We start from the raw sequence: 19,961 nt of genomic DNA on the forward strand, positions 1-19,961 counted from the left end.
GCACGCCTGAGCGCGCTGCGCGGCGGCGTCAGCCTGCGGCCGGGTAGTTCACCGCGATGATGGCGAAGCGGGTGTGGCCGCCGGGCAGTTCCGCGCCGAATTCGTCGTCGATGCGCTTTTTCAGCATCGCCCGTGCCAGCGGCGAGTCGATGCTGATGTGGCCGAGGCGGGCATCGGTCTCGTCCGGGCCGACGATGCGATAGCGCAGCACCTGGCCATCGTCGAGCCGTTCCAGCTCCACTTCCGCACCGAAGAACACCGCCTCCGGGTCGGCCGGTGCGGCATCGACCACTTTCAATGCGGGGATGCGCTTGCTCAGATAGCGCACCCGCCGGTCGATGCCGGCGAGTTGTTTCTTGCGATAGACGTATTCCGCGTTTTCGCTGCGGTCGCCTTCGGCGGCGGCGGCGCTGAGCGCGCGCACCACCTCCGGGCGCTGCACGCGCCACAACTCATCCAGCTCCGCCTTGAGGCGGGCCTGACCCGCCGCGGTGATCAGCGCGGTGCCGACCGCGGCGGGCGGCCGCCAACGGCTCACCGCTGCCGCTTGAGGGTGTAGTCCAGGCCGCTTTCGGCGCGGCGATCGTCCTGGCCCAGCAGGGTCAGGGCATCGACCGAATCGATGGCGAACTCGCGGTCGGTTTCATCATCGGCGTCCGGGTCGAGCTCCAGTTTGCCGTCATCGATTTCCCACTTGCCGACGGTTTCCACCGGCGCGCCATCCTGGCCCTGGTAGACCTCGCGCAGGCGATAGCGGCCATCGGCCTCCAGCGTCAGCGTGGTGTCGATGCCGGGACAGCTGGCGCAGGGCAGGGTGGCCGAGTAGGTGCCGACCAGGTCGTTGGCGGCGGGCACGCCGGCGCGGGTGCCGGCATCGGCAGCCGGGCTTGCAGCAGGCGCGGCAGCGGACGCGTCGGACTGTGCCTCGGCCGGTGCCGCCGGTGCCGCGGTGTCCGGCGCTTTCTGGCAGGCGGCCAGGGCCAGGGTGACGGCGGCGGCGAGGAGGGAGGTGCGGATCAGTTGCATGTGTCGACTCTCGTGGGGGGAAATCGGGAGGTTATACGACGCGGACTCAACCCGGCGTTGACGCCGGCGCGACATATTGCAGCGGGGCTCCGGGGCCGATCGGCAGATCCAGACCCATCCACAGCATGAACATCACCGTCCAGCCGAGCAGGAATACCATCGAGTACGGCAGCATCACCGCGATCACGGTGCCGATGCCGGCCTTGGGCTCGTAGCGCTGCAGGAAGGCGATGATCAGCGCGAAGTAGCTCATCATCGGCGAAATGATGTTGGTCACCGAGTCACCGATGCGGTAGCCGACCTGGGTCAGCTCCGGCGAATAACCCAGCAGCATGAACATCGGCACGAATACCGGCGCCATCAGCGCCCATTTGGCCGAGGCCGACCCCATGAACAGGTTGGCCACCGCGGTCAGCACGATGAAGCCGGCGAACAGCACCACGCCCGGCAACTGAAGCTGCACCAGCAGGTCGGCACCCTTGACTGCCATGATCAGGCCGAGCTGGGTCCAGTTGAAGAAGGCGACGAACTGCGCGGCGAAGAACACCAGCACCAGGTACACGCCCAGCGTGGACATGCTCTTGCCCATGCCGTTGATCACGTCGCTGTCGTTCTTCACCGTGCCCGCGCCGATGCCGTAGGCCACGCCGACCACCAGGCCATAGACGAAGATCAGCGCGACGATGCCGTTGAGGAAGGGCTTGAGCGAGTCGAGCAGTTCCTCCTGTCCGGCCAGGCGCAGGAAGCCGTTCTCCGGCACCGTGCCCCACAGCACCAGCAGGGTCAGCAGCACGCCGGCGATCACCGCGAACCTGAGGCCGCGGTTCTCGGCGGCGCTGATCGGCTCGATCTCGTCCGTCGCGCCATCATCACGCGGCGCATCGGGGAAGCGCCGTGCGACGATGCGCTCGGTCACCCACCAGCCGAGCCCGGTGACGAGGAAGGTGGAGACGATCATGAAATACCAGTTGGCCGCGGCGTTGACCTCATAGGTCGGATCGACGATGTGCGCGGCTTCCTCGGACAGACCGGCCAGCAGCGGATCGACCGTGCCCAGCAACAGGTTGGCCGAATAGCCGCCGGAGACGCCGGCGAACGCGGCGGCCATGCCGAGGATCGGGTGGCGCCCGGCGGCCAGGAACACCATGCCGGCCAGCGGCACCAGCAGCACGTAGCCGATCTCGCTGGCCATGTTCGACATCACCCCGGCGAACACCATCACCGGGGTCAGCAGGTAACGCGGCGCGGCCAGCACCAGCTTGCGCAGCGCGGCGCCGATCAGGCCCGAATGTTCGGCCACGCCGATGCCGATCAGCGACACCAGCACCGTGCCCAATGGCGCAAAACTGGTGAAGTTGGTGATCAGGCTGCCGAGGATGCGCTGCAATCCTTCCACGCTGACCAGATTGACCGGCACGATGTCCTCGCCGGTGGTCGGGTGCGGCACGGCGATGTGGAATTGCGATGCGATCCACGACATCGCCACCACCAGCAGGGCGAGCAGGGCGAACAGGGTGGCCGGATGTGGCAGTGCATTGCCGCCTTTCTCGACGATGCCGAGAAAGCGATCCATTGCCGATTTTTTCACCGGCGTGGCCGGGCGATTCATCGGCGGCCCCCGAGGAAGCCGCCAAGCACGCCGCGCAGGATCTGCCGGCCCATCTGGTTGCCCATGGTGCGCGCGGTCTGCTTGGCCATGGTTTCGATCGCACCCTGGCGGCGCTTGGTGCCGAGCAGCACGTCACGCATCATCTGGCCGAAGCCGCCCTGTTCGGCGCCGGCCTCCACCGCCTTGGGCGCATTGGCGGCTTCCGCGGCTTGCTCGGCCTTGCGTGCGAGCACCTCGAAGGCGGATTCGCGGTCGATCGGCTGGTCGTACTTGTGCCCGACCGGACTGCCTGCGCGCACCTGGCTGCGCTCGGCCTCGCTGATCGCGCCCATGCGGCAGCCCGGCGGCGCGATCAGGGTGCGTTCGACCGGCATCGGCACGCCCTTGTCCTGCAGCGTCGAAACCAGCGCCTCGCCGACGCCGAGCTGGGCGATGGCTTCGGCGACGTCGATCGCGGGGTTCTGCACGAAGGTCTGCGCCGCGGTGCGCACCGCCTTCTGGTCGCGCGGGGTGAACGCGCGCAGGGCGTGCTGGACGCGGTTGCCGAGCTGGCCGAGGATGGCATCGGGCACGTCGTCCGGGAACTGCGAGCAGAAGTACACGCCCACGCCCTTGGAGCGGATGATGCGCACCACCTGTTCCACGCGCTGGCGCAGTGCCGGCGGTGCATCGGCGAACAGCAGGTGCGCTTCGTCGAACACGAACACCAGCTTGGGCTGTTCCAGATCGCCGACTTCCGGCAACTGTTCGAACAGTTCCGACAGCAGCCACAGCAGGAAGCTCGAATACAGCCGCGGCTTGAGGATCAACTGGTCGGCGGCGAGCACGCTTATCATGCCGCGACCGTTGATATGGGTGCGCATCAGGTCGGCCAGCTCCAGCGCCGGCTCGCCGAAGAAGCGGTCGGCACCTTCCTGCTCCAGGCGCAGCAGCGCGCGCTGGATCGCGCCCACCGACTGCGTGCTGACCAGGCCGTATTCGCCGGAAATCTGCTTGCGCTCCTCGGCCACCAGGTTGAGCAGGGCGCGCAGGTCCTTGAGGTCGAGCAACAGCAGGCCGCGGTCGTCGGCCAGCTTGAACACGATGTCGAGCACGCCGCTCTGGGTGTCGTTCAGTTCCAGGATGCGTGCCAGCAGCAAGGGGCCCATCTCGCTGACCGTGGTGCGGATCGGATGGCCCTTCTCGCCCCACAGATCCCAGAACAGCACCGGATTGCCGGCCTGCTGGTAGTCGGGAACGCCGATTTCGGCCACCCGCGCGGCCAGCTTGTCGTTCATTTCCCCGGCCACCGCGAGGCCGGCCACGTCGCCCTTGACGTCGGCGATGAACACCGGCACGCCAAGACGGCTGAAGCCTTCGGCCAGGGTCATCAGGGTCACCGTCTTGCCGGTACCGGTGGCGCCGGCGACCAGACCGTGGCGGTTGCCGAACTTCGCCTGCAGGGTGACCGCGCCGCCATCGGCACGGGTGATCGACTTGCCGACCAGAATCGAGCTCATGCGCATTCCAGAAGAATTGAATGAGCCCGATTCTATTCGCTGAACGCGATCACGCGTGCCTTGTTCCGATCAGACGCCCTCGCTACCCTGCGTGCTCCCCACAGACTGGATCGCCGATGTCGCCGTTTTCCCGTGCCTGCCGCCTGCATGTCATCCCGCTTGTTGCCGTGGCTGCGTTGTTGATGCCGCAATCCGCGCAGGCGCAGCGCCTGTCGCGTGCCGCCCAGGCCCTGGTCGAGCGCGCCGAGGCGGCACAGGCGAAGTTCGATGCGGCCGAGGATGCCGATGCACGCGATGCGGCGATCGGTGACATGGAAAAAGTGCTGACCGAATGCGGCACCCTGCGAGGCTGCCCGATGGCACAGCTCATGCCGCGTTACCGGCAGATGCTGCAACCGGCACCCGAGCGGGGCGTGGACGAAATCGATGAAGGCGATGAGGACGAGGATCCGATCAACATCGCCGGCGACGGCGTGCCCGATGCGGCCACCGCCGAGGCGTTGCTGGATGATCGCAACCGCCGCTTCATCCAGGCCGTGCAGTTCAATCCGGCGGTGCAGGCCGGTATCCGTCGCTGGCTGACCGACATGCGCCCGGCGCTGATGGAAAGCTATGTCAATTACCAGTACCTGCGTCCGCACATGGCGCCGGCGTTCCAGCGCGCCGGCCTGCCCGAGGCGTTGCTGTTCGGCATCCTGGCCAAGGAATCCAACGGCAAGGTGCACGTGACCTCGCGCGCCGGGGCCTCGGGGCCGTTGCAGTTCATGCCCGCCACCGGGCGCCGCTTCGGCCTCGGCAACGATGGCACCGGTTTCGATACCCGTTTCGACCCGCAGATGTCGGCGCAGGCCGCGGCCGAGTACCTGTTGGAACGCTATGCACAATTGAACGGCAGCATCGAGATGTCGCTGGCGGCCTACAACGGCGGCGAAGGACGTGCGCTGCGGGTGTACAACCAGACCGGTGGTCGCACGTTCTGGGATGCCAGCGTGTACGACCAGTTCCCGGCGGAGACCAAGGACTATGTGCCGATGGTGATCGCCGCGGCCTGGCTGTACCTGCATCCGTCCGATTACGGGCTGCGCTTCCCGCGCACCTGGGGTGCCGGGCGTACCACGCGCATCCAGCTCAGGCGCGCGACCACCATCAACGAGCTGACCATTTGTCTTGGCAACGCGCGCGGCACCAATGGTTACCAGCGCGCATTGCGCAACCTCAACCCGCGTTTCCGGCCCAACACCTGGCTGCAGGAAGGTACCCAGCTGACGGTGACCAATACGATCGCCTCGCTGTACAACCGCTATTGCGTGAACGGCAAGCGTGCCGAGATCGCGCGCCAGTTGCTCAACAGCGATGCCGGTGCGGCGGTGGTACGGGTGGGCCCGCTGGTGACGCCCCAGGGTGAATCGGCGTCGGACGCGACGGGCGAGACGCCGGCACGCGTGGTGCCGGCCAATCCCGCCGAACGCAGCCAGATCGCGGCGGCGCGACGTCCGGCGTCCGTGCGCACCCATCGTGTTGCGCGTGGCGAGAACCTGACCGCGATCGCGCGCCGCTACCAGTGTCGAGTGAGCGAGCTGGCACGGGCCAATGGCCTCAAGGCACCGAACTATCGCATCCAGCCGGGACAGACCCTGCGCCTGAGCGGCTGCGCGAAGTAAGCCACGCGGAGGTGCCGGCAGCGCGCATGCGTGTCCCGCATTGCGCGCAACGGCACGGGGTGCGAGTCGTGCGCCGGCTACTGCGCGCTTTCGGCCAGCAGCCGACCATCGCGCAGGCGGTAGCGGCGCGGAGTCAGTTCGGCGGGAATCGGCGCGTGGCTGATCACGATCAGGCTGCGGCCGGCGCTGACACGGGCGAGGTCTTGCAGCAGGCCCTGCGCGGTGTCGGCGTCCAGCCCTTCGGTCGGTTCGTCCAGCAACAGCAACGGGGCGTCGCGCAGCAGGGCGCGGGCCAGCGCGATGCGTCGCGCCTGGCCGGCCGAGAGGCTGGCACCGGCGGCATCGATCCAGCCATCCAGCCCGTCGGGCAGGGCGCGCACCGCCTGCGCCATGCGCACCTGCGCCAGCACCTGCCACAGCCGCGCATCGTCGGCCTGCGCATCGCCCATCAGCAGGTTCTCGCGCACGCTGCCGGCAAACACCGGCGCCTCCTGCGGCAGCCAGGCGATGCGCCGGTGCCACTGCGCCTGACTGGCCTGGCGCAGGTCGATGCCGCCGAAGCGGATATGCCCGGCATCCGGGTCGCGCAGGCGCAGCAGCAGGGCCAGCAGCGAGGACTTGCCGGCGCCGCTGTCGCCACGGATCAGCACCCGATCACCGGGTGCGATCGACAGGTCCACGCCGTCCAGCAGGATGCGTCCGGCATCGCCATGCCAACCGAAGCGCACGCCGTGCAGGCGCAGCTCGCCATTGGCCGGCAAGGCCTGCGCCTGGGCGATGTCGCCGATCACCGGCTCGCGCCCGGCGACTTCGCGCAGCCGGCGCAGCGAGGCACGCGCCTGACGCAGGGACTGCCAGGCCAGCGCCAGGCCGGAAGCGGCCTCGAAGCCGGCCAGCCCCGCGAACAGCAGCGCCGCCGCTTGCGGCGCGGTGAGCGCCCCGGCTTCGAAGCCCAGCAGCAGCTGCCACAACAGGATCGCCAGGCCCGCCGCGACGATCAGGCCATGCGCCAGCTGCGCCAGCGATTGGCGTCGCTGCAACTGCAGGCTGCTGTCTTCCAGCCTCCGGGCGTCGGCATCGATCTCCTGCAGGCGCGGGGCCACCGCATCCATCGCGATCAGATCACCGGCACCTTCCAGTGCCTCGTGCAGGCGTTGCCGCAACGCCGCGCGATCCAGCGTCTGCCGGCGTTCGGCATCGTCGCTGCGCAGCGACAGCAGAGCCGGCAGCACGAGGCCGAGCAGGGCGAACACCAGCGCCATCCACAGCGCCGCCGCCGCCAACAGCCAGGCGATGCCCAGCAGCAGGGCGATCACCAGCACCAGCAAGGCCAGCAACGGGCCGATGGCACGCACCAGCAGGCCATCGGCCTGGTCGATATCGGCGATCAGACGCGCCAGCAGGTCACCGACGCGCTCGCGGCCCAGGTCCAGCGGTGCCAGCGGCAGGGCGCGGGCAAAGAACCAGCGACGCAGGTCGCGGGCGATGCGCAGGGTGGCGTCGTGGCCGACGAGTTTTTCGCCGTAACGCGAGAGGATGCGGGCAAAGGTCAGCGCCCGGATCCCGGCCGACGGGCCGAAGAAGTTGAAGCCGGTCGCGGCGGCACCGGCCAGCGCGGTGGCAGTGAGGAAGTGGGCCGAAACCGCCAGCAGCCCGGTGCCGGCGAGCAGGGTGGTGGCGAGCAGCACGATGGTCAGCACCAGCAGCGCACGCTGGCCGCCGAACACCTGCTTCAGCGTGCGCGGTGCAGCCTTCATCGCGGCGCCTCCGCCGGCGTGGCGAGGTGCAGCACGCGGTCGGCTGCGGCCAGTGCCGCCGGTGAGTGGGTCGCCATCAACACCGTGCGGCCGTGGGCAAGACGGCGCAGGGCGCGCAGCAACGCCGCCTCGGTATCCGCATCGAGGAAGGCGCTGGGCTCGTCCAGCAACCACAGCGGCGCATCGCGCAGCAGTAGCCGTGCCAGCGCCAGGCGCCGGGCTTCGCCACCGGACAGGCCAAAGCCGTGCTCGCCGATCAGCGTGTCCATGCCCGCGGGCAGGCGGCGGATGAACTCCATCGCCTGGGTGGCTTCGGCCGCGGCCTGCAGTTCGTCCATGCCGGCATCGGGCCGGGCAAGGCGCAGGTTGTCGGCGATGCTGCCGTGGAACAGGAACGGACGCTGCGGCGCGTAGCCGATGCGCACCGCCGGCTCGACCTGCAGCTCGCCGGCCAGCGGCGGCAGCCAGCCGGCCACGGTTTCCAGCAAGGTGGTCTTGCCGCTGCCGCTGGGTCCGGCGATGGCGATGAACTCGCCGGGCCGGATGTCGAAATCGATGCCCTGCAGCACTGCTGCATCGCGTCCGTGATGGCCGATGGCAAGCCCCCGCGCCAGCAGCCTCGGCGCGGGGCTGCCGGCGGCGGCATCGGCGTGGCGACTCGTGGTCGCTTGCGCGTCGCTGCCGGCCAGTGCCGCCTCGATCTCGTCGATCGCCGCCAGCGCCGCGGCGCGGTCGTGGTAATGCGCGGCCAGACGCCGCAGCGGGGCATAGAAATCCGGTGCCAGGAGCAGGCAGAACATGCCGGTGGCCAAGGTCAGCGGTGCCTGGCGGATGCCGAGCATGCCGAGGTAGGTGAAACCCAGGTACACTGCGATCAGTGCCACGCTGACCGAGGCGAAGAACTCCAGTACCGCCGAGGACAGGAAGGCCAGCCGCAGCACCTTCATCGCGCGCTGGCGCAGGTCTTCGGCGGCCTCGCCGATGCCTTGCAGTTCGGCCTCGCCACGCCCGTACGCGCGGATCAGGCCGAGGCCGCGCAGGCGGTCGGCAAAATGCCCGCCCAGCCGCGCCAGCGCCTGCAACTGACGGCGGCTGGCCGCTTCCGCGCTCCAGCCGACCAGCATCATGAACAACGGGATCAGCGGCAGGGTCAGCAGCAGGATCAGGCCGACCACCCAGTCGGCGATGAAGGCGGCGACGAGGATCGCCAGCGGCACCCACAGCACTTCCAGCCGGGTCGGCACGAAGCCGGCGTAATAGCCGTGCAGCGCATCGACATGGGTGCCGGTCAATTCACCCAGGGCGCCGCTGCGCTGTCGCCGCAACCACGGTGCGCCGGCGGCGAGCAGGCGCTCGGCCAGCCGTTGCCGCAGCCCGGTCTGGATGCGGCTGGCCGCGGTATCGGCCAGCTCGCGTCCTCCCCAGGACAGCAGCGCACGCAGCGCCAGCACCGCGGCCAGCGCCCACGGCAGCCCGTGCAATGAGACCACCGCGGCACCTTCGACGAACACCTGCTGCAGGCCGTACGCGATCAGTCCGGCCTGCGGCAACAGCAGCCAGCCGGCGCCGATCTGGCAGGCCGCGGCCAGGCGCAGGCGGCCGGACTGCGCCTCGGCCAGCTTCGTCAGCCGCGCTCGCGCGTCGCGCACGTTGGACGCCTCGCGCGCATCGGGCGCCGCGACGGCAGGTGCGGAAGGAGGGGCTGCGATCGTGGAATCGGACATGCGCGGCGCGGATGAGGGGTGCCACTGTCGCAGCACGGACAGGCAAATCCGGCTGCGCCGAAAAATCCGGCCCAGGTCGAATATTGCGCATTCGACAGGCAAACGAACCATTCATGTTGCCAGAAAGAGGGTAGGCTTGCCTGACCCCGGACAAAACCTTGCCGGCGCCGATCGCCGATGATGGTCACGTCCATTCGCATATGGAGGCCGTCATGCCTGACATGCTTGTAGCCGAACTGTCGCGCCTGCAGTTCGCGCTGACCGCGATGTACCACTTCCTGTTCGTGCCGCTCACATTGGGCCTGTCTTTCATGATGGCGATCATGGAAAGCGTCTACGTGATGAGCGGCAAGGACATCTGGCGACGCATGACCCTGTTCTGGGGGGTGCTGTTCGGCATCAACTTCGCCATGGGTGTGGCCACCGGCATCGTCATGGAATTCCAGTTCGGCATGAACTGGTCCTACTACAGCCACTACGTCGGCGACATTTTCGGCGCACCGCTGGCGATCGAGGGGCTGATGGCCTTCTTCCTCGAAGCCACCTTCATCGGTCTGTTCTTCTTCGGCTGGAAGCGCCTGTCCAAGGTGCAGCACCTGGTGGTGACCTGGCTGGTGGCGCTGGGCGCGAACTTCTCCGCGCTGTGGATCCTGGTCGCCAACGGCTGGATGCAGAACCCGGTCGGCGCGGTGTTCAACCCGGACACGATGCGCATGGAAATCACCGACTTCGCCGCGGTGATCTTCAACCCGGTGGCCCAGGCCAAGTTCGTGCACACGGTCAGTGCCGGCTACGTCACCGGCGCGGTGTTCGTGATGTCGATCAGTGCCTTCTACCTGCTGCGCGGCAAGCATGTGGCACTGGCCAAGCGTTCGATGGCGGTGGCGGCGAGCTTCGGCCTCGCGGCCTCGCTGTCGGTGGTGGTGCTGGGCGATGAAAGCGGCTACGTGACCACCGAGCACCAGCACATGAAGCTGGCGGCGATCGAAGGCATGTGGGAAACCGAACCCGCGCCGGCCGGCTTCACCGTGTTCGGCATCCCCGACCAACAGGCGCAGGCCAACAACTTCGAGATGAAGGTGCCGTGGGTGATGGGCCTGATCGCGACCCGTTCGCTGGATACCGAAATCCCCGGCATCCTCGATCTGGTCAAGCGCGCCGAGCAGCGCATCCGTGGCGGGCAGGTGGCCTATCTGGCGCTGGAGCGGTTGCGCGAGAACCGCGATGACGCCCAGGCGCGGCAGATCTTCGAGGAAACCTGGCCCGACCTCGGCCACGCGTTGCTGCTCAAGCGCTATCGCGAGGACATCGCCAACGCCACCGAGGAGGAAATCTCCAAGGCGGCGCTGGACACGGTGCCGCGGGTGACGCCGCTGTTCTGGACCTTCCGCATCATGGTCGGCATCGGCTTCTACTTCATCGGCTTCTTCATCTACGCGTTCTGGCTGGCCAGCACCGGTCGTCTGGGTGACAAACGCGGCTTCCTCAAGCTGGCGCTGTGGACCCTGCCGCTGCCGTGGATTGCGTCGGAATGCGGCTGGTTCGTGGCCGAGTACGGTCGCCAGCCGTGGGCCATCGAGGGCGTGTTGCCGACCTTCTACGCGGCATCGGGCCTGGCGCTGCGCGACATCCTGCTGTCGCTGACCGGCTTCGTCGCGCTGTACACCGCGCTGGCGGTGGTCGAGGTCAAGCTGATGCTGAAGATGGTGCGCAAGGGGCCGGACGAGCTGGCCCCGCCCGAACCCTCGGTCCGTCCGGGGCCGGAATCCGCCCACGTCCACCCGGTCGTTTGAGGAGATCATCATGGAATTCATTCCCCTGGATTACCCGACGCTCAAGCTGATCTGGTGGCTGCTGCTGGGCGTGTTGCTGCTCGGCTTCGCGATCATGGACGGCTTCGACCTTGGCGTGGCCTCGCTGCTGCCGTTCGTTGCCCGCAATGACGAGGAGCGGCGGGTGGTGATCAACACCATCGGCCCGGTCTGGGAAGGCAACCAGGTGTGGCTGATCCTCGGCGGTGGCGCGATCTTCGCAGCGTTCCCGCCGCTGTATGCGGTCAGCTTCTCCGGCTTCTACCTGGCCATGTTCGTGATCCTGTTCGCGCTGATCCTGCGCCCGGTCGGGTTCAAGTTCCGCGGCAAGGTGGAGCCCAAGTGGCGCAATACCTGGGACTGGGCGCTGTTCGTCGGCGGCGCGGTGCCGGCGCTGATCTTCGGCGTGGCGGTCGGCAACGTGCTGCTCGGCGTGCCGTTCCACTTCACCCCGGAACTGCGCCCGGTCTACACCGGCGGCTTCTTCGGCCTGCTGACACCGTTCGCGCTGCTGGCCGGGCTGGTCAGCGTGGCGATCCTGGTGGCGCATGGCGCGGCGATGCTGGTGATGAAGACCACCGGCGTGGTGGCGGAGCGTTCGGCGCGCTACGGCGCCTGGGCGGCGCTGGCCGCAGCGATCCTGTACGCGCTGGGTGGCGTGTGGCTGGCGCTGGGCGTGCGTGGCTATCGCATCGAATCGGTGATCGACCAGGCGATGCCGGCCAATCCGCTGGGCAAGGAAGTCGCCGCCGGCGCCGGGCTGTGGATGGCCAACTTCTCGGCGATGCCGTGGATCTGGCTGTTCCCGCTGCTGGGCATCGGCGGCGCGCTGGCGGCCTTCTTCATGCTGCGTGCGCGGCGTGGTGGCGCCGCCTTCATCAGCTCGGCGCTGTCGCTGACCGGCATCATCATCGGCGTGGGCTTCACCGTGTTCCCGTTCCTGCTGCCGTCCTCTTCGGTGCCGGGCGCGGGGCTGACCCTGTGGGATGCCTCCAGCAGCCACATGACCCTGTGGGTGATGCTGCTGGCGACGCTGATCTTCCTGCCGATCGTGCTTGCCTACACCGCCTGGGTGTTCCGCGTGCTGCGCGGCAAGGTCACCCCCGAAAGCGTGGACGACACGCCCAACGCCTACTGATCTGGAGAGCTGACATGTGGTATTTCGCCTGGATTCTCGGTGTCGGCCTGGCCGCGACCTTTGCCATCCTCAATGGCATGTGGTTCGAGGCGCGCGAGCCGGACGCCTGAGCAGGACGCCTGAACATCGACGGCGGCACCCGTGCCGGGGCTGCCGTCATCGTCACGCATGAGCGCCGCCCGTACCGTCAAGGTGCGGGCGGTGTTGTTTCCGAAGCTGTGGCGGACGCTCAGGCCGTGGCGGTCAGGGTCGCCAGCCGCTGGCCCAGGCGCACCGGCGTTTCCGCACCCAACTCTTGAGCAAGTTGCGCCACGCCCGGCGGCAGCAGGGTGATGACGGTGCTGCCGTAGTTGAAGCGCGCCATTTCCGCACCGCGCGCAAGGCGGATGTCCTGGTCGCGCCAGTCGCGGCGACCGATGCCGTGGCCGTAGGGCGGGATCACCACGCCGTCCCACACCGTTTCCACGCCCGAGACCAGCAGCGCGCCGACCATCACCTGCACCATCGGCCCGAAATCGGTGTCGAAATGGCAGACCAGCCGTTCGTTGCGCGCGAACAGCCGCGGCACCGAGGCGACCGCATCGCGGCCCACCGAGAACAGCCGGCCCGGCACATGCACGGTTTCCAGCAGGCGCGCGGCGCAGGGCATGTGCACGCGGTGGTAGTCGCGCGGGGACAGGTAGATGGTGGCGAACAGGCCATCGGCAAAGGCCGCGGCCGCGGTGGCATCGCCACCCAGCAGCTCCTCGACGCTGAACGACTGGCCCTTGGCCTGGAAGATGCGTCCTTCGCGGATCGGCCCGCACTGGCTGATGTGGCCATCGGCCGGCATCAGCAATGCGCGCGGATCTGCATCGGGCGTGCGCGCGCCCGGCTTCAGGGCGCGGGTGAAGAAGGCATTGAAGCTGGGGTAGGCGCGCGGATCCGGCTCCGCGGCTTCGCTCATGTCCACCCCGAAGCGCGCGATCACGGTATCGATCAGGCGTTGCTTGATCGCCGGATGTTGCGAATACGCCAATCGCCGCGCCAGCGAGGACAGCGCACGGTGCGGCAGCGCGTAGGTCAGCGCCGTGATCGGACTCATTGGGCGGCTTGCGTCAGCGCGGTGAACTCGGCGGCGATGCGTTCGGGCTCGAAGCCCCCGGTGGCCGGGTCGGGCGTGATCACGCCGGCCATGCGTACCTGCGGATCCAGCACCGCGATCGAAGCCGAGTGGTCCACCGCATAGCGATCTTCTGGCGCGCCGCGCTCGGGCGGCTGCTTCATGAACACCAGCGACAGCGAGCGGGCGAAGGTGCGCAGTGCCGGCAGCTCACCGGTGGCGGCGATGGTGTCGGCATGGAAGCCGTTGGCGTAGCGGCCGACCAGTTCGGGCGTGTCGCGCTCGGGATCGACCGAGACGAACAGCAGCCGTGGCCGGGTGGCCTCGGGCAGGTCGGCCCACAGGTTCTGCGCGCGCTTCATCTGCGCCAGCGTGGTCGGGCAGATGTCGGGACAGTGCACGAAGCCGATGAATACCAGGGTCCAGTGACCCTCGAGCGAGTCGGTGGTCAGCGGCTGGCCGTCGGAGCGCACCAGGTTGACCGGCGGAATCTCGCGCGGCTGGTCGAAACGCTTGAATGCCTCGAGCGGGACGGCGCTGTCGGCGACGCTATCCGGCGCCGGGGCAGGCGCACGATTGAAGACCGCGAGCCCGGCCAGCAGGCCGGCCACGGCCATCGCGGCGACGAGGATGATGAGGGTGGTTCGATTGAACATGGCATCACGCTGCAGGGAAAGCACCCGCCATCATAGCGGGCCGCCGCTATACTGCCCGGTCTTCCTGCTGCCTGCCGGGCCCGACCTGCCGTGAATGCCGATGACGCGCGCGAATTGCGCACCCTGATCGACTTCATCCGCCACGGTGCGAGCCGCTTCAACGCGGCCGGGCTGACCTTCGGCCACGGTTTCGACAACGCGATCGACGAAGCCACGCAACTGGTGCTGCATGCGCTGCACCTGCCGCACGACCTGCCGCCGGTGTATGGCCAGTCGCGCCTGACCGCGGCGGAGAAAGAGGCCACCCTCGCACTGTTCCGACGCCGCATCGAGGAGCGCATCCCCGCGGCCTACCTCACCGGCGAGGCGTGGTTCTGCGGGCTTTCGTTCAAATCCGACCCGCGTGCGCTGGTGCCGCGCTCGCCGATCGCCGAACTGATCGAAGCCGGCTTCGAGCCCTGGCTCGGAGGGCGCGAGGTCCAGCGTGCGCTGGACGTGTGTACCGGCTCGGGCTGCATCGCCATCGCGATGGCGCATTACCACCCGCATTGGCAGGTCGATGGCGTCGACATCAGCGACGCCGCGCTGGCATTGGCCGAGGAGAACCGCGAGCGCCTGATGGCCGACAACGTGCGTCTGCTCAAGTCCGACCTGTTCGAGGCGTTGCAAGGCGAGCGTTACCAGCTGATCGTGACCAACCCGCCCTACGTGACCCATGCCGAAACCGATGCGCTGCCGGCCGAGTATGCGCACGAGCCCGAACTGGGTCTGCGCGCGGGCGATGACGGTCTGGACCTGGTCCTGCGCATCCTGCGTGATGCGCCCGCGCATCTGGACGAAGGCGGCCTGCTGATCTGCGAAGTCGGCGAGTCCGAGCGTGCACTGGTGCAGCTGCTGCCGGAATTGCCGCTGGCCTGGGTGGAGTTCAGGGTCGGGCAGATGGGTGTGTTCGTCGCCGAGCGCGACGACCTGCTGGCCCACCACGCGCGCATCGACGAACTGGCCGGGATGCGCGCATGAACAGCTTCGGCCACACACTGCGCGTCACCACCTTCGGCGAATCGCACGGCCCGGCGATCGGCTGCGTGATCGATGGCTGCCCGCCCGGCATCGCCATTGCGCCGGAGGACTTCGCGCATGACCTGGCGCGGCGTGCCACCGGCCGCAGCCGGCATGTCTCGCAACGGCGCGAAGCCGACGAGGTCGAAATCCTCTCCGGCGTGTACCAGGGCCACAGCACCGGCACTCCGATCGCCCTGCTGATCCGCAACACCGATGCGCGCAGCAAGGACTATTCGAAGATCGAGCGCCAGTTCCGCCCCGGCCATGCCGATTACAGCTATTGGCAGAAGTACGGCATCCGCGACCCGCATGGCGGCGGCCGTGCCAGCGCGCGCGAAACCACGATGCGCGTGGCCGCGGCGGTGATCGCCAAGAAGTGGCTGGCCGAACGCCATGGCGTGCAGGTGCGCGGGCATCTGGCGCAGATCGGCGAGCTGCGGCCGCGCAGCCATGACTGGTCGGCGGTGGAAACCAACCCCTTCTTCTGGCCGGATGCAGAGCAACTGGCCGAAGTCGAGGCGTACATGGACGCACTGCGCAAGTCCGGTGACTCGGTCGGCGCGCGGGTGCACGTCGAAGCCAGCGGCGTGCCGCCGGGCTGGGGCGAGCCGGTGTACGGCAAGCTGTCGGCCGAGATCGGCGCGGCGATGCTGTCGATCAATGCGGTCAAGGGCGTGGAAATCGGCGCCGGCTTCGGCGCCGTCAGCCAGCAAGGCAGCGAGCACCGCGACCTGCTGCATGCCGAGGGTTTCGCCAGCAACCATGCCGGCGGCATCCTCGGCGGCATCTCCACCGGCCAGCCGATCCGCGTCGCGGTGGCGTTCAAGCCGACCTCCAGCCTGCGCCTGCCGGCGGCGAGCCTGGACGTGGACGGCAACGCGGTCCAGGTCGTCACCACCGGCCGCCATGACCCCTGCGTCGGCATCCGCGCCACGCCCATCTGCGAGGCGATGCTGGCGCTGGTGCTGATGGACCAGGCGCTGCGCCATCGTGCCCAATGCGGCGATGTTGGTGACGTCGCGCCACGCATCGCATGAGCGCCGCCAGCGCACGCAACACCGGGCCACGGCCCATCTTCCTGATCGAACGGACATCTGCATGAGCAAGCAATTCAAGGTCGCGGTCGTCGGCGCCACCGGTGCGGTGGGCGAGGCCATGTTGTCGATCCTCGCCGAACGCCGCTTCCCCGCCAGCGAGGTGATCGCGCTGGCCAGCGAGCGCTCGGCCGGCTCGGTGGTCGAGTACGGCGACGACGAGTTGCGCGTGCAGGCGCTGGACGAGTTTGACCCGGCCGGTGTCGATATCGCCTTGTTTTCCGCCGGTGGCGAGGTCTCGCGCCAGTACGCGCCGAAGTTCGCCGCGGCCGGGGCGGTGGTGATCGACAACTCCTCCGCGTTTCGGTACGAGGACGACGTGCCGCTGGTGGTCAGCGAGGTCAATCCCGACGCCGTGAAGCAGCGTCCGCGCGGGATCATCGCCAACCCCAACTGCTCGACCGCGCAACTGGTGGTCGCGCTCAAGCCGATCCACGATGCCGCCGGCATCGCGCGGGTCAACGTCGCCACCTACCAGTCGGTGTCCGGGGCCGGGCGCGAAGCACTGGAGGAACTGGGCCGGCAGACCGCATCGCTGCTCGGTTTCCAGGGTGCGCAGCCTGAACGCTTCCCGGTGCAGATCGCGTTCAACCTGATCCCGCACATCGACGAGTTCCTCGACGACGGGCATACCCGCGAGGAAATGAAGCTGGTGTGGGAGACGCGCAAGATCCTCGGCGACGCGTCGATCCAGGTGAACCCGACCGCGGTGCGGGTGCCGGTGTTCTATGGTCATGCCGAAGCGGTCAACATCGAAACCCGCAAGCCGCTGTCGGCGGATGAAGCACGCGCCTTGCTGCAGGCGGCGCCCGGCATCGAAGTGGTCGACGAGCGGCGCCCCGGCGGCTACCCGACGCCGGTCACGCACGCCTCGGGGCGCGACCCGGTATTCGTCGGGCGCATCCGTCAGGATCAGTCGCACCCGCAGGCGTTGAACCTGTGGATCGTCGCCGACAACATCCGCAAGGGTGCGGCGCTCAATGCGGTGCAGATCGCGGAAATCGTTGCCAGCGAAGGATGAGGCCCGCTAGAGTGCGTCCCGTATGAGGAAATTCCTGCAAACCATTGTCATCGCGACGTTGCTGGCCCTGGTCAGTGCGCCGGCGTGGGCACTGGGCCTGGGCCAGATCGTGCTCAAGTCCAGGCCGGGCGAGCCGCTGTTGGCCGAGATTCCGGTGATCGCCGAGCCGGCCGAGCTGGCCAATCTGCAGGCGCGGCTGGCCTCGCCCGAGACGTTCCTGCGCATCGGCCTGCCGTTGCCGGACAGCCTGGTCTCCGACCTGCAGTTCGTGCTGGCCGAGGATGCCGCCGGGCAGCCGGTGATCCGTGTCACCAGCCACAGCGCGGTCAACCTGCCGATGCTGACTTTCCTGGTGGAAGTCGACTGGGGCGAAGGGCGCCTGGTGCGCGAGTACTCGCTGCTGATGGATGCGCCGGAGGTGGTGGAAGCCACCGAGACGCCGCAGATCGAAGTGCCCGAAGCCGCGCCCGAGGCCAGCATCGTGCGCGAGGCGGAACCGGCCACGCCGGTCGCGACGCCCGAGTCCGCCGCCACGCCGACCAGCGCGACGCCGACGCCGACGGCCTCTGCACCGGCACCAGGCAACGATGCAATGACCGTGCGTCGCGGGCAGACCCTGTCCGGGATTGCCGCACAGTTGCGTGCCCCCGGCCAGTCCAGCGCCGCGGTGATGGCGGCGCTGATGCGCGCCAACCCCGAAGCCTTCATCCGTGGCAACCCGCATTTGCTGCGCGAGGGCGCGCGCCTGCAGCTGCCGGGTGCCGAGGACATCACGCGCGCAGCCAACGATGGCGCGGCTCGCGAGCTGCGCAGCCAACTGGCGGCCTGGGGCCGCGCGCGCGCCGCCCGAAGCGGTGCATCCGCAGCCACCGAGATCGCCGCCGCGGCACCCGCAGCAAGCGCCTCGGGCGCGGCACCGGCCACACCCGCACGCAGTGATGCACGACTTGAAATCATCCCCGCCGCCGGCAGCACGGCAACGGGCACTGGCGGCAGCGGCCAGGGAGATGCACAGATGACCCAGCAATTGCAGGAAGCGCACGAAACCATCGCCAGCCGCGACGCCGAAGTCGCGGAACTGAAATCACGCGTGCAAGAGCTTGAAACCCTGCAGCAGCAACAGGCACGGCTGATCGAAATGAAGGACAGCCAGCTCGCCGTGGCCGAGCAGCAACTCAAGCAGCGTTCGGCGGATCCGGCCGCCGGCAGTGTGCTGCCGTGGCTTGGCCTGGGTGCCCTGGTCCTGCTGCTGGCACTCCTCGCATGGTGGCTGCGTGGCCGGCGCAAGCCGCCCGTGGCGCCATCGGATGAGCCGCCGAGTTTCACCCGCGAACGCCCGCAACCGGTTTCCAGTGCCGCCCTGTTCGCACAGGAAGAGGAAAATGACGAGGCCGACGCCGAGCCGCTGGGCACGCCATCCTGGACCGGAGTCCCGCCGCAGGGTGAATTGGCCCAGCCCGCGGTCGACGACCTGGTGATGCCGGTGGCGCGTACGGATTGGTCGGGTTCGCTGTACCGCGAGCCCGACGACGCGGTACCGACACCGGCGGGAGAACAGGAAACAGCGCACACGGATCAGGCCGCTGCCGCGCATGCCGACGAATGGGAGCCCATGCCGCAGCAGTTGCCGCCGGGGCAGGGCGTGTTCGATGCGCCGATCGACGGGATCGATGCCGAAGTGGCTGCGGAAACCGATGCCGGATCGATGCCCGAGCGCAGCGACGAGGATGCGGCGCTGGATGCGCAATGGGATGTCGCGTACCCAAGCGCGGATGCAGGCGGCGATGGTGATGCCGCGGCCGATGACGGTTTCGAGCTGCCGCCGATGAGCGATCCGCGGCATGCCGAAGCGGCCGAGCGCGTGGCCCTGGCGCGCACCTACCTCGAACTCGAGGACGCCACCACCGCGCGCATGCTGCTGGAGCAGGCGATCGAACTCGGTGGCCCGCATGCGCAGGAGGCACGCGAGCTGCTGGCCCGCCTCGCCGGGTGATGTCCGCGCAGGCGCTTCCGACGCTCACGCGCCGCTACGCGCTGGGGGTCGAATACGACGGCAGCCGCTACCTCGGCTGGCAGCGTCTTGGCCATGCCGGTCCGACGCTGCAACAGACGCTGGAAGAGGCGCTTGCGCAAGTGGCGGATGCGCCGGTGGCGACGGTGTGCGCCGGCCGCACCGATGCTGGCGTGCATGCGCACTGCCAGGTGGTGCATTTCGATTCCGACGCACAGCGCAGTCCGTGGGCCTGGGTATTGGGCACCACCGGCCATCTTCCGGCGGACATGGCGGTGCGCTGGTGCGTGCCGGTGGCGGCGGATTTCAGCGCCCGCTTCAGCGCCGTGGCGCGCCGTTATCGTTACCAGATCCTGAATCGTTCAGTGCGCCCGGCGTATCAACGCGCTTACTTCACGTGGGAACGGCGACCATTGGATGTTCAGCGCATGCATGTGGCAGCGCAGTCATTGCTCGGCGAACACGATTTTTCCGCGTTCCGCACCGTGCATTGCCAAGCGCCCCATGCACGTCGCGAAATTCAGGAGATCTCAGTGCGCCGTTGCGACGATATCGTCACGCTCGACATCCAGGCCAATGCCTTCCTGCACCACATGGTGCGCAACATCGTCGGCTCGCTGCTGCCGATCGGCGCCGGCGAACGCGACCCGAGTTGGCTGGCCGAACTCCTCGCCGGGCGCGATCGCACCCTTGCCGGTCCCACCGCGCCAGCGCGTGGGCTCAGCCTGCTGCATCCGCTGTACCCGGTCGATTGCGGCTTGCCGGCCGACGTGAGCCTGCCGGCATGAGC

At 68.5% G+C, this 19,961-nt stretch carries 17 protein-coding genes; 9 read left to right on the forward strand and 8 right to left on the reverse strand.

Annotated elements, in window-relative coordinates:
- Positions 1 to 28: 28 nt before the first annotated feature.
- Genes greB through ACW11F_RS01315 form a run of 4 tightly spaced genes read right to left on the reverse strand, consistent with a single transcriptional unit; the run spans position 29 to position 4,134 of the window.
- The gene (greB, locus tag ACW11F_RS01300) at positions 29 to 538 is read right to left on the reverse strand and encodes a transcription elongation factor GreB (protein WP_456995104.1); all 510 of its coding nucleotides are present in this window, start codon (positions 536 to 538) and stop codon (positions 29 to 31) included.
- On the reverse strand, positions 535 to 1,026 hold the full coding sequence (locus ACW11F_RS01305) for a copper resistance protein NlpE (RefSeq protein WP_456995106.1): 492 nt from the start codon (positions 1,024 to 1,026) through the stop codon (positions 535 to 537). The genes greB and ACW11F_RS01305 overlap by 4 nt, the downstream gene beginning before the upstream one ends.
- A gap of 46 nt (positions 1,027 to 1,072) precedes the next feature.
- Positions 1,073 to 2,635 carry an AbgT family transporter gene (locus ACW11F_RS01310; RefSeq protein ID WP_456995108.1) on the reverse strand — a complete coding sequence of 521 codons (1,563 nt, stop codon included), beginning with the start codon at positions 2,633 to 2,635 and terminating at the stop codon, positions 1,073 to 1,075.
- Positions 2,632 to 4,134, reverse strand: coding sequence for a helicase HerA-like domain-containing protein (locus ACW11F_RS01315; RefSeq protein WP_456995110.1), 1,503 nt, complete (start codon positions 4,132 to 4,134; stop codon positions 2,632 to 2,634). Before ACW11F_RS01315 ends, ACW11F_RS01310 begins: the two co-directional genes overlap by 4 nt.
- Before the next feature lie 116 nt (positions 4,135 to 4,250).
- On the opposite strand from ACW11F_RS01315, the gene ACW11F_RS01320 reads away from it, so the two are divergent.
- Positions 4,251 to 5,795 (forward strand): transglycosylase SLT domain-containing protein, encoded by a 1,545-nt coding sequence (locus tag ACW11F_RS01320; protein WP_456995112.1) that lies wholly within the window; start codon positions 4,251 to 4,253, stop codon positions 5,793 to 5,795.
- 77 nt (positions 5,796 to 5,872) lie between these two features.
- Here the strand turns inward: ACW11F_RS01320 and cydC are convergent, their stop codons facing one another.
- Complete coding sequence (cydC, locus tag ACW11F_RS01325; protein ID WP_456995114.1) at positions 5,873 to 7,552, reverse strand: thiol reductant ABC exporter subunit CydC; 1,680 nt, start codon at positions 7,550 to 7,552, stop codon at positions 5,873 to 5,875.
- Positions 7,549 to 9,276: a thiol reductant ABC exporter subunit CydD gene (cydD, locus tag ACW11F_RS01330; RefSeq protein ID WP_456995116.1), complete on the reverse strand. Its 1,728-nt coding sequence runs from the start codon at positions 9,274 to 9,276 to the stop codon at positions 7,549 to 7,551. The genes cydC and cydD overlap by 4 nt, the downstream gene beginning before the upstream one ends.
- 212 nt (positions 9,277 to 9,488) lie before the next feature.
- Here cydD and ACW11F_RS01335 point away from each other — a divergent pair, with 212 nt between their 5' ends.
- The 3 genes from ACW11F_RS01335 to cydX are packed head-to-tail and all read left to right on the forward strand — an operon-like array spanning position 9,489 to position 12,335.
- Positions 9,489 to 11,069 (forward strand): cytochrome ubiquinol oxidase subunit I, encoded by a 1,581-nt coding sequence (locus tag ACW11F_RS01335; protein ID WP_456995118.1) that lies wholly within the window; start codon positions 9,489 to 9,491, stop codon positions 11,067 to 11,069.
- Positions 11,070 to 11,079: 10 nt separating this feature from the next.
- Positions 11,080 to 12,225: a cytochrome d ubiquinol oxidase subunit II gene (cydB, locus tag ACW11F_RS01340; RefSeq protein ID WP_456995120.1), complete on the forward strand. Its 1,146-nt coding sequence runs from the start codon at positions 11,080 to 11,082 to the stop codon at positions 12,223 to 12,225.
- A 14-nt stretch (positions 12,226 to 12,239) separates the two neighbouring features.
- Positions 12,240 to 12,335 carry a cytochrome bd-I oxidase subunit CydX gene (gene cydX / locus ACW11F_RS01345; protein WP_456995122.1) on the forward strand — a complete coding sequence of 32 codons (96 nt, stop codon included), beginning with the start codon at positions 12,240 to 12,242 and terminating at the stop codon, positions 12,333 to 12,335.
- 119 nt (positions 12,336 to 12,454) lie between these two features.
- On the opposite strand, the gene asd is transcribed toward cydX, so the two are convergent.
- Together asd and ACW11F_RS01355 are read right to left on the reverse strand one after the other, a co-directional pair.
- Entirely contained in the window at positions 12,455 to 13,309 is an 855-nt protein-coding gene (gene asd / locus ACW11F_RS01350; RefSeq protein ID WP_456995124.1) for an archaetidylserine decarboxylase, read from the reverse strand.
- Complete coding sequence (locus ACW11F_RS01355) at positions 13,306 to 13,983, reverse strand: SCO family protein (RefSeq protein WP_456995126.1); 678 nt, start codon at positions 13,981 to 13,983, stop codon at positions 13,306 to 13,308. The genes asd and ACW11F_RS01355 overlap by 4 nt, the downstream gene beginning before the upstream one ends.
- A 90-nt stretch (positions 13,984 to 14,073) precedes the next feature.
- On the opposite strand from ACW11F_RS01355, the gene prmB reads away from it, so the two are divergent.
- The 5 genes from prmB to truA all read left to right on the forward strand — a co-directional run bounded on the left by prmB (position 14,074) and on the right by truA (position 19,959).
- Complete coding sequence (gene prmB / locus ACW11F_RS01360) at positions 14,074 to 15,003, forward strand: 50S ribosomal protein L3 N(5)-glutamine methyltransferase (protein ID WP_456995128.1); 930 nt, start codon at positions 14,074 to 14,076, stop codon at positions 15,001 to 15,003.
- On the forward strand, positions 15,000 to 16,082 hold the full coding sequence (aroC, locus tag ACW11F_RS01365) for a chorismate synthase (RefSeq protein ID WP_456995130.1): 1,083 nt from the start codon (positions 15,000 to 15,002) through the stop codon (positions 16,080 to 16,082). Before prmB ends, aroC begins: the two co-directional genes overlap by 4 nt.
- Positions 16,083 to 16,143: 61 nt before the next feature.
- The gene (locus ACW11F_RS01370) at positions 16,144 to 17,160 is read left to right on the forward strand and encodes an aspartate-semialdehyde dehydrogenase (protein ID WP_456995132.1); all 1,017 of its coding nucleotides are present in this window, start codon (positions 16,144 to 16,146) and stop codon (positions 17,158 to 17,160) included.
- Between the two features lie 22 nt (positions 17,161 to 17,182).
- Positions 17,183 to 19,153 carry a FimV/HubP family polar landmark protein gene (locus ACW11F_RS01375; protein ID WP_456995134.1) on the forward strand — a complete coding sequence of 657 codons (1,971 nt, stop codon included), beginning with the start codon at positions 17,183 to 17,185 and terminating at the stop codon, positions 19,151 to 19,153.
- Positions 19,153 to 19,959, forward strand: coding sequence for a tRNA pseudouridine(38-40) synthase TruA (truA, locus tag ACW11F_RS01380; RefSeq protein WP_456995136.1), 807 nt, complete (start codon positions 19,153 to 19,155; stop codon positions 19,957 to 19,959). The genes ACW11F_RS01375 and truA overlap by 1 nt, the downstream gene beginning before the upstream one ends.
- Positions 19,960 to 19,961: the final 2 nt, after the last annotated feature.

The sequence above is a fragment of the Luteimonas sp. e5 genome (assembly GCF_054031035.1).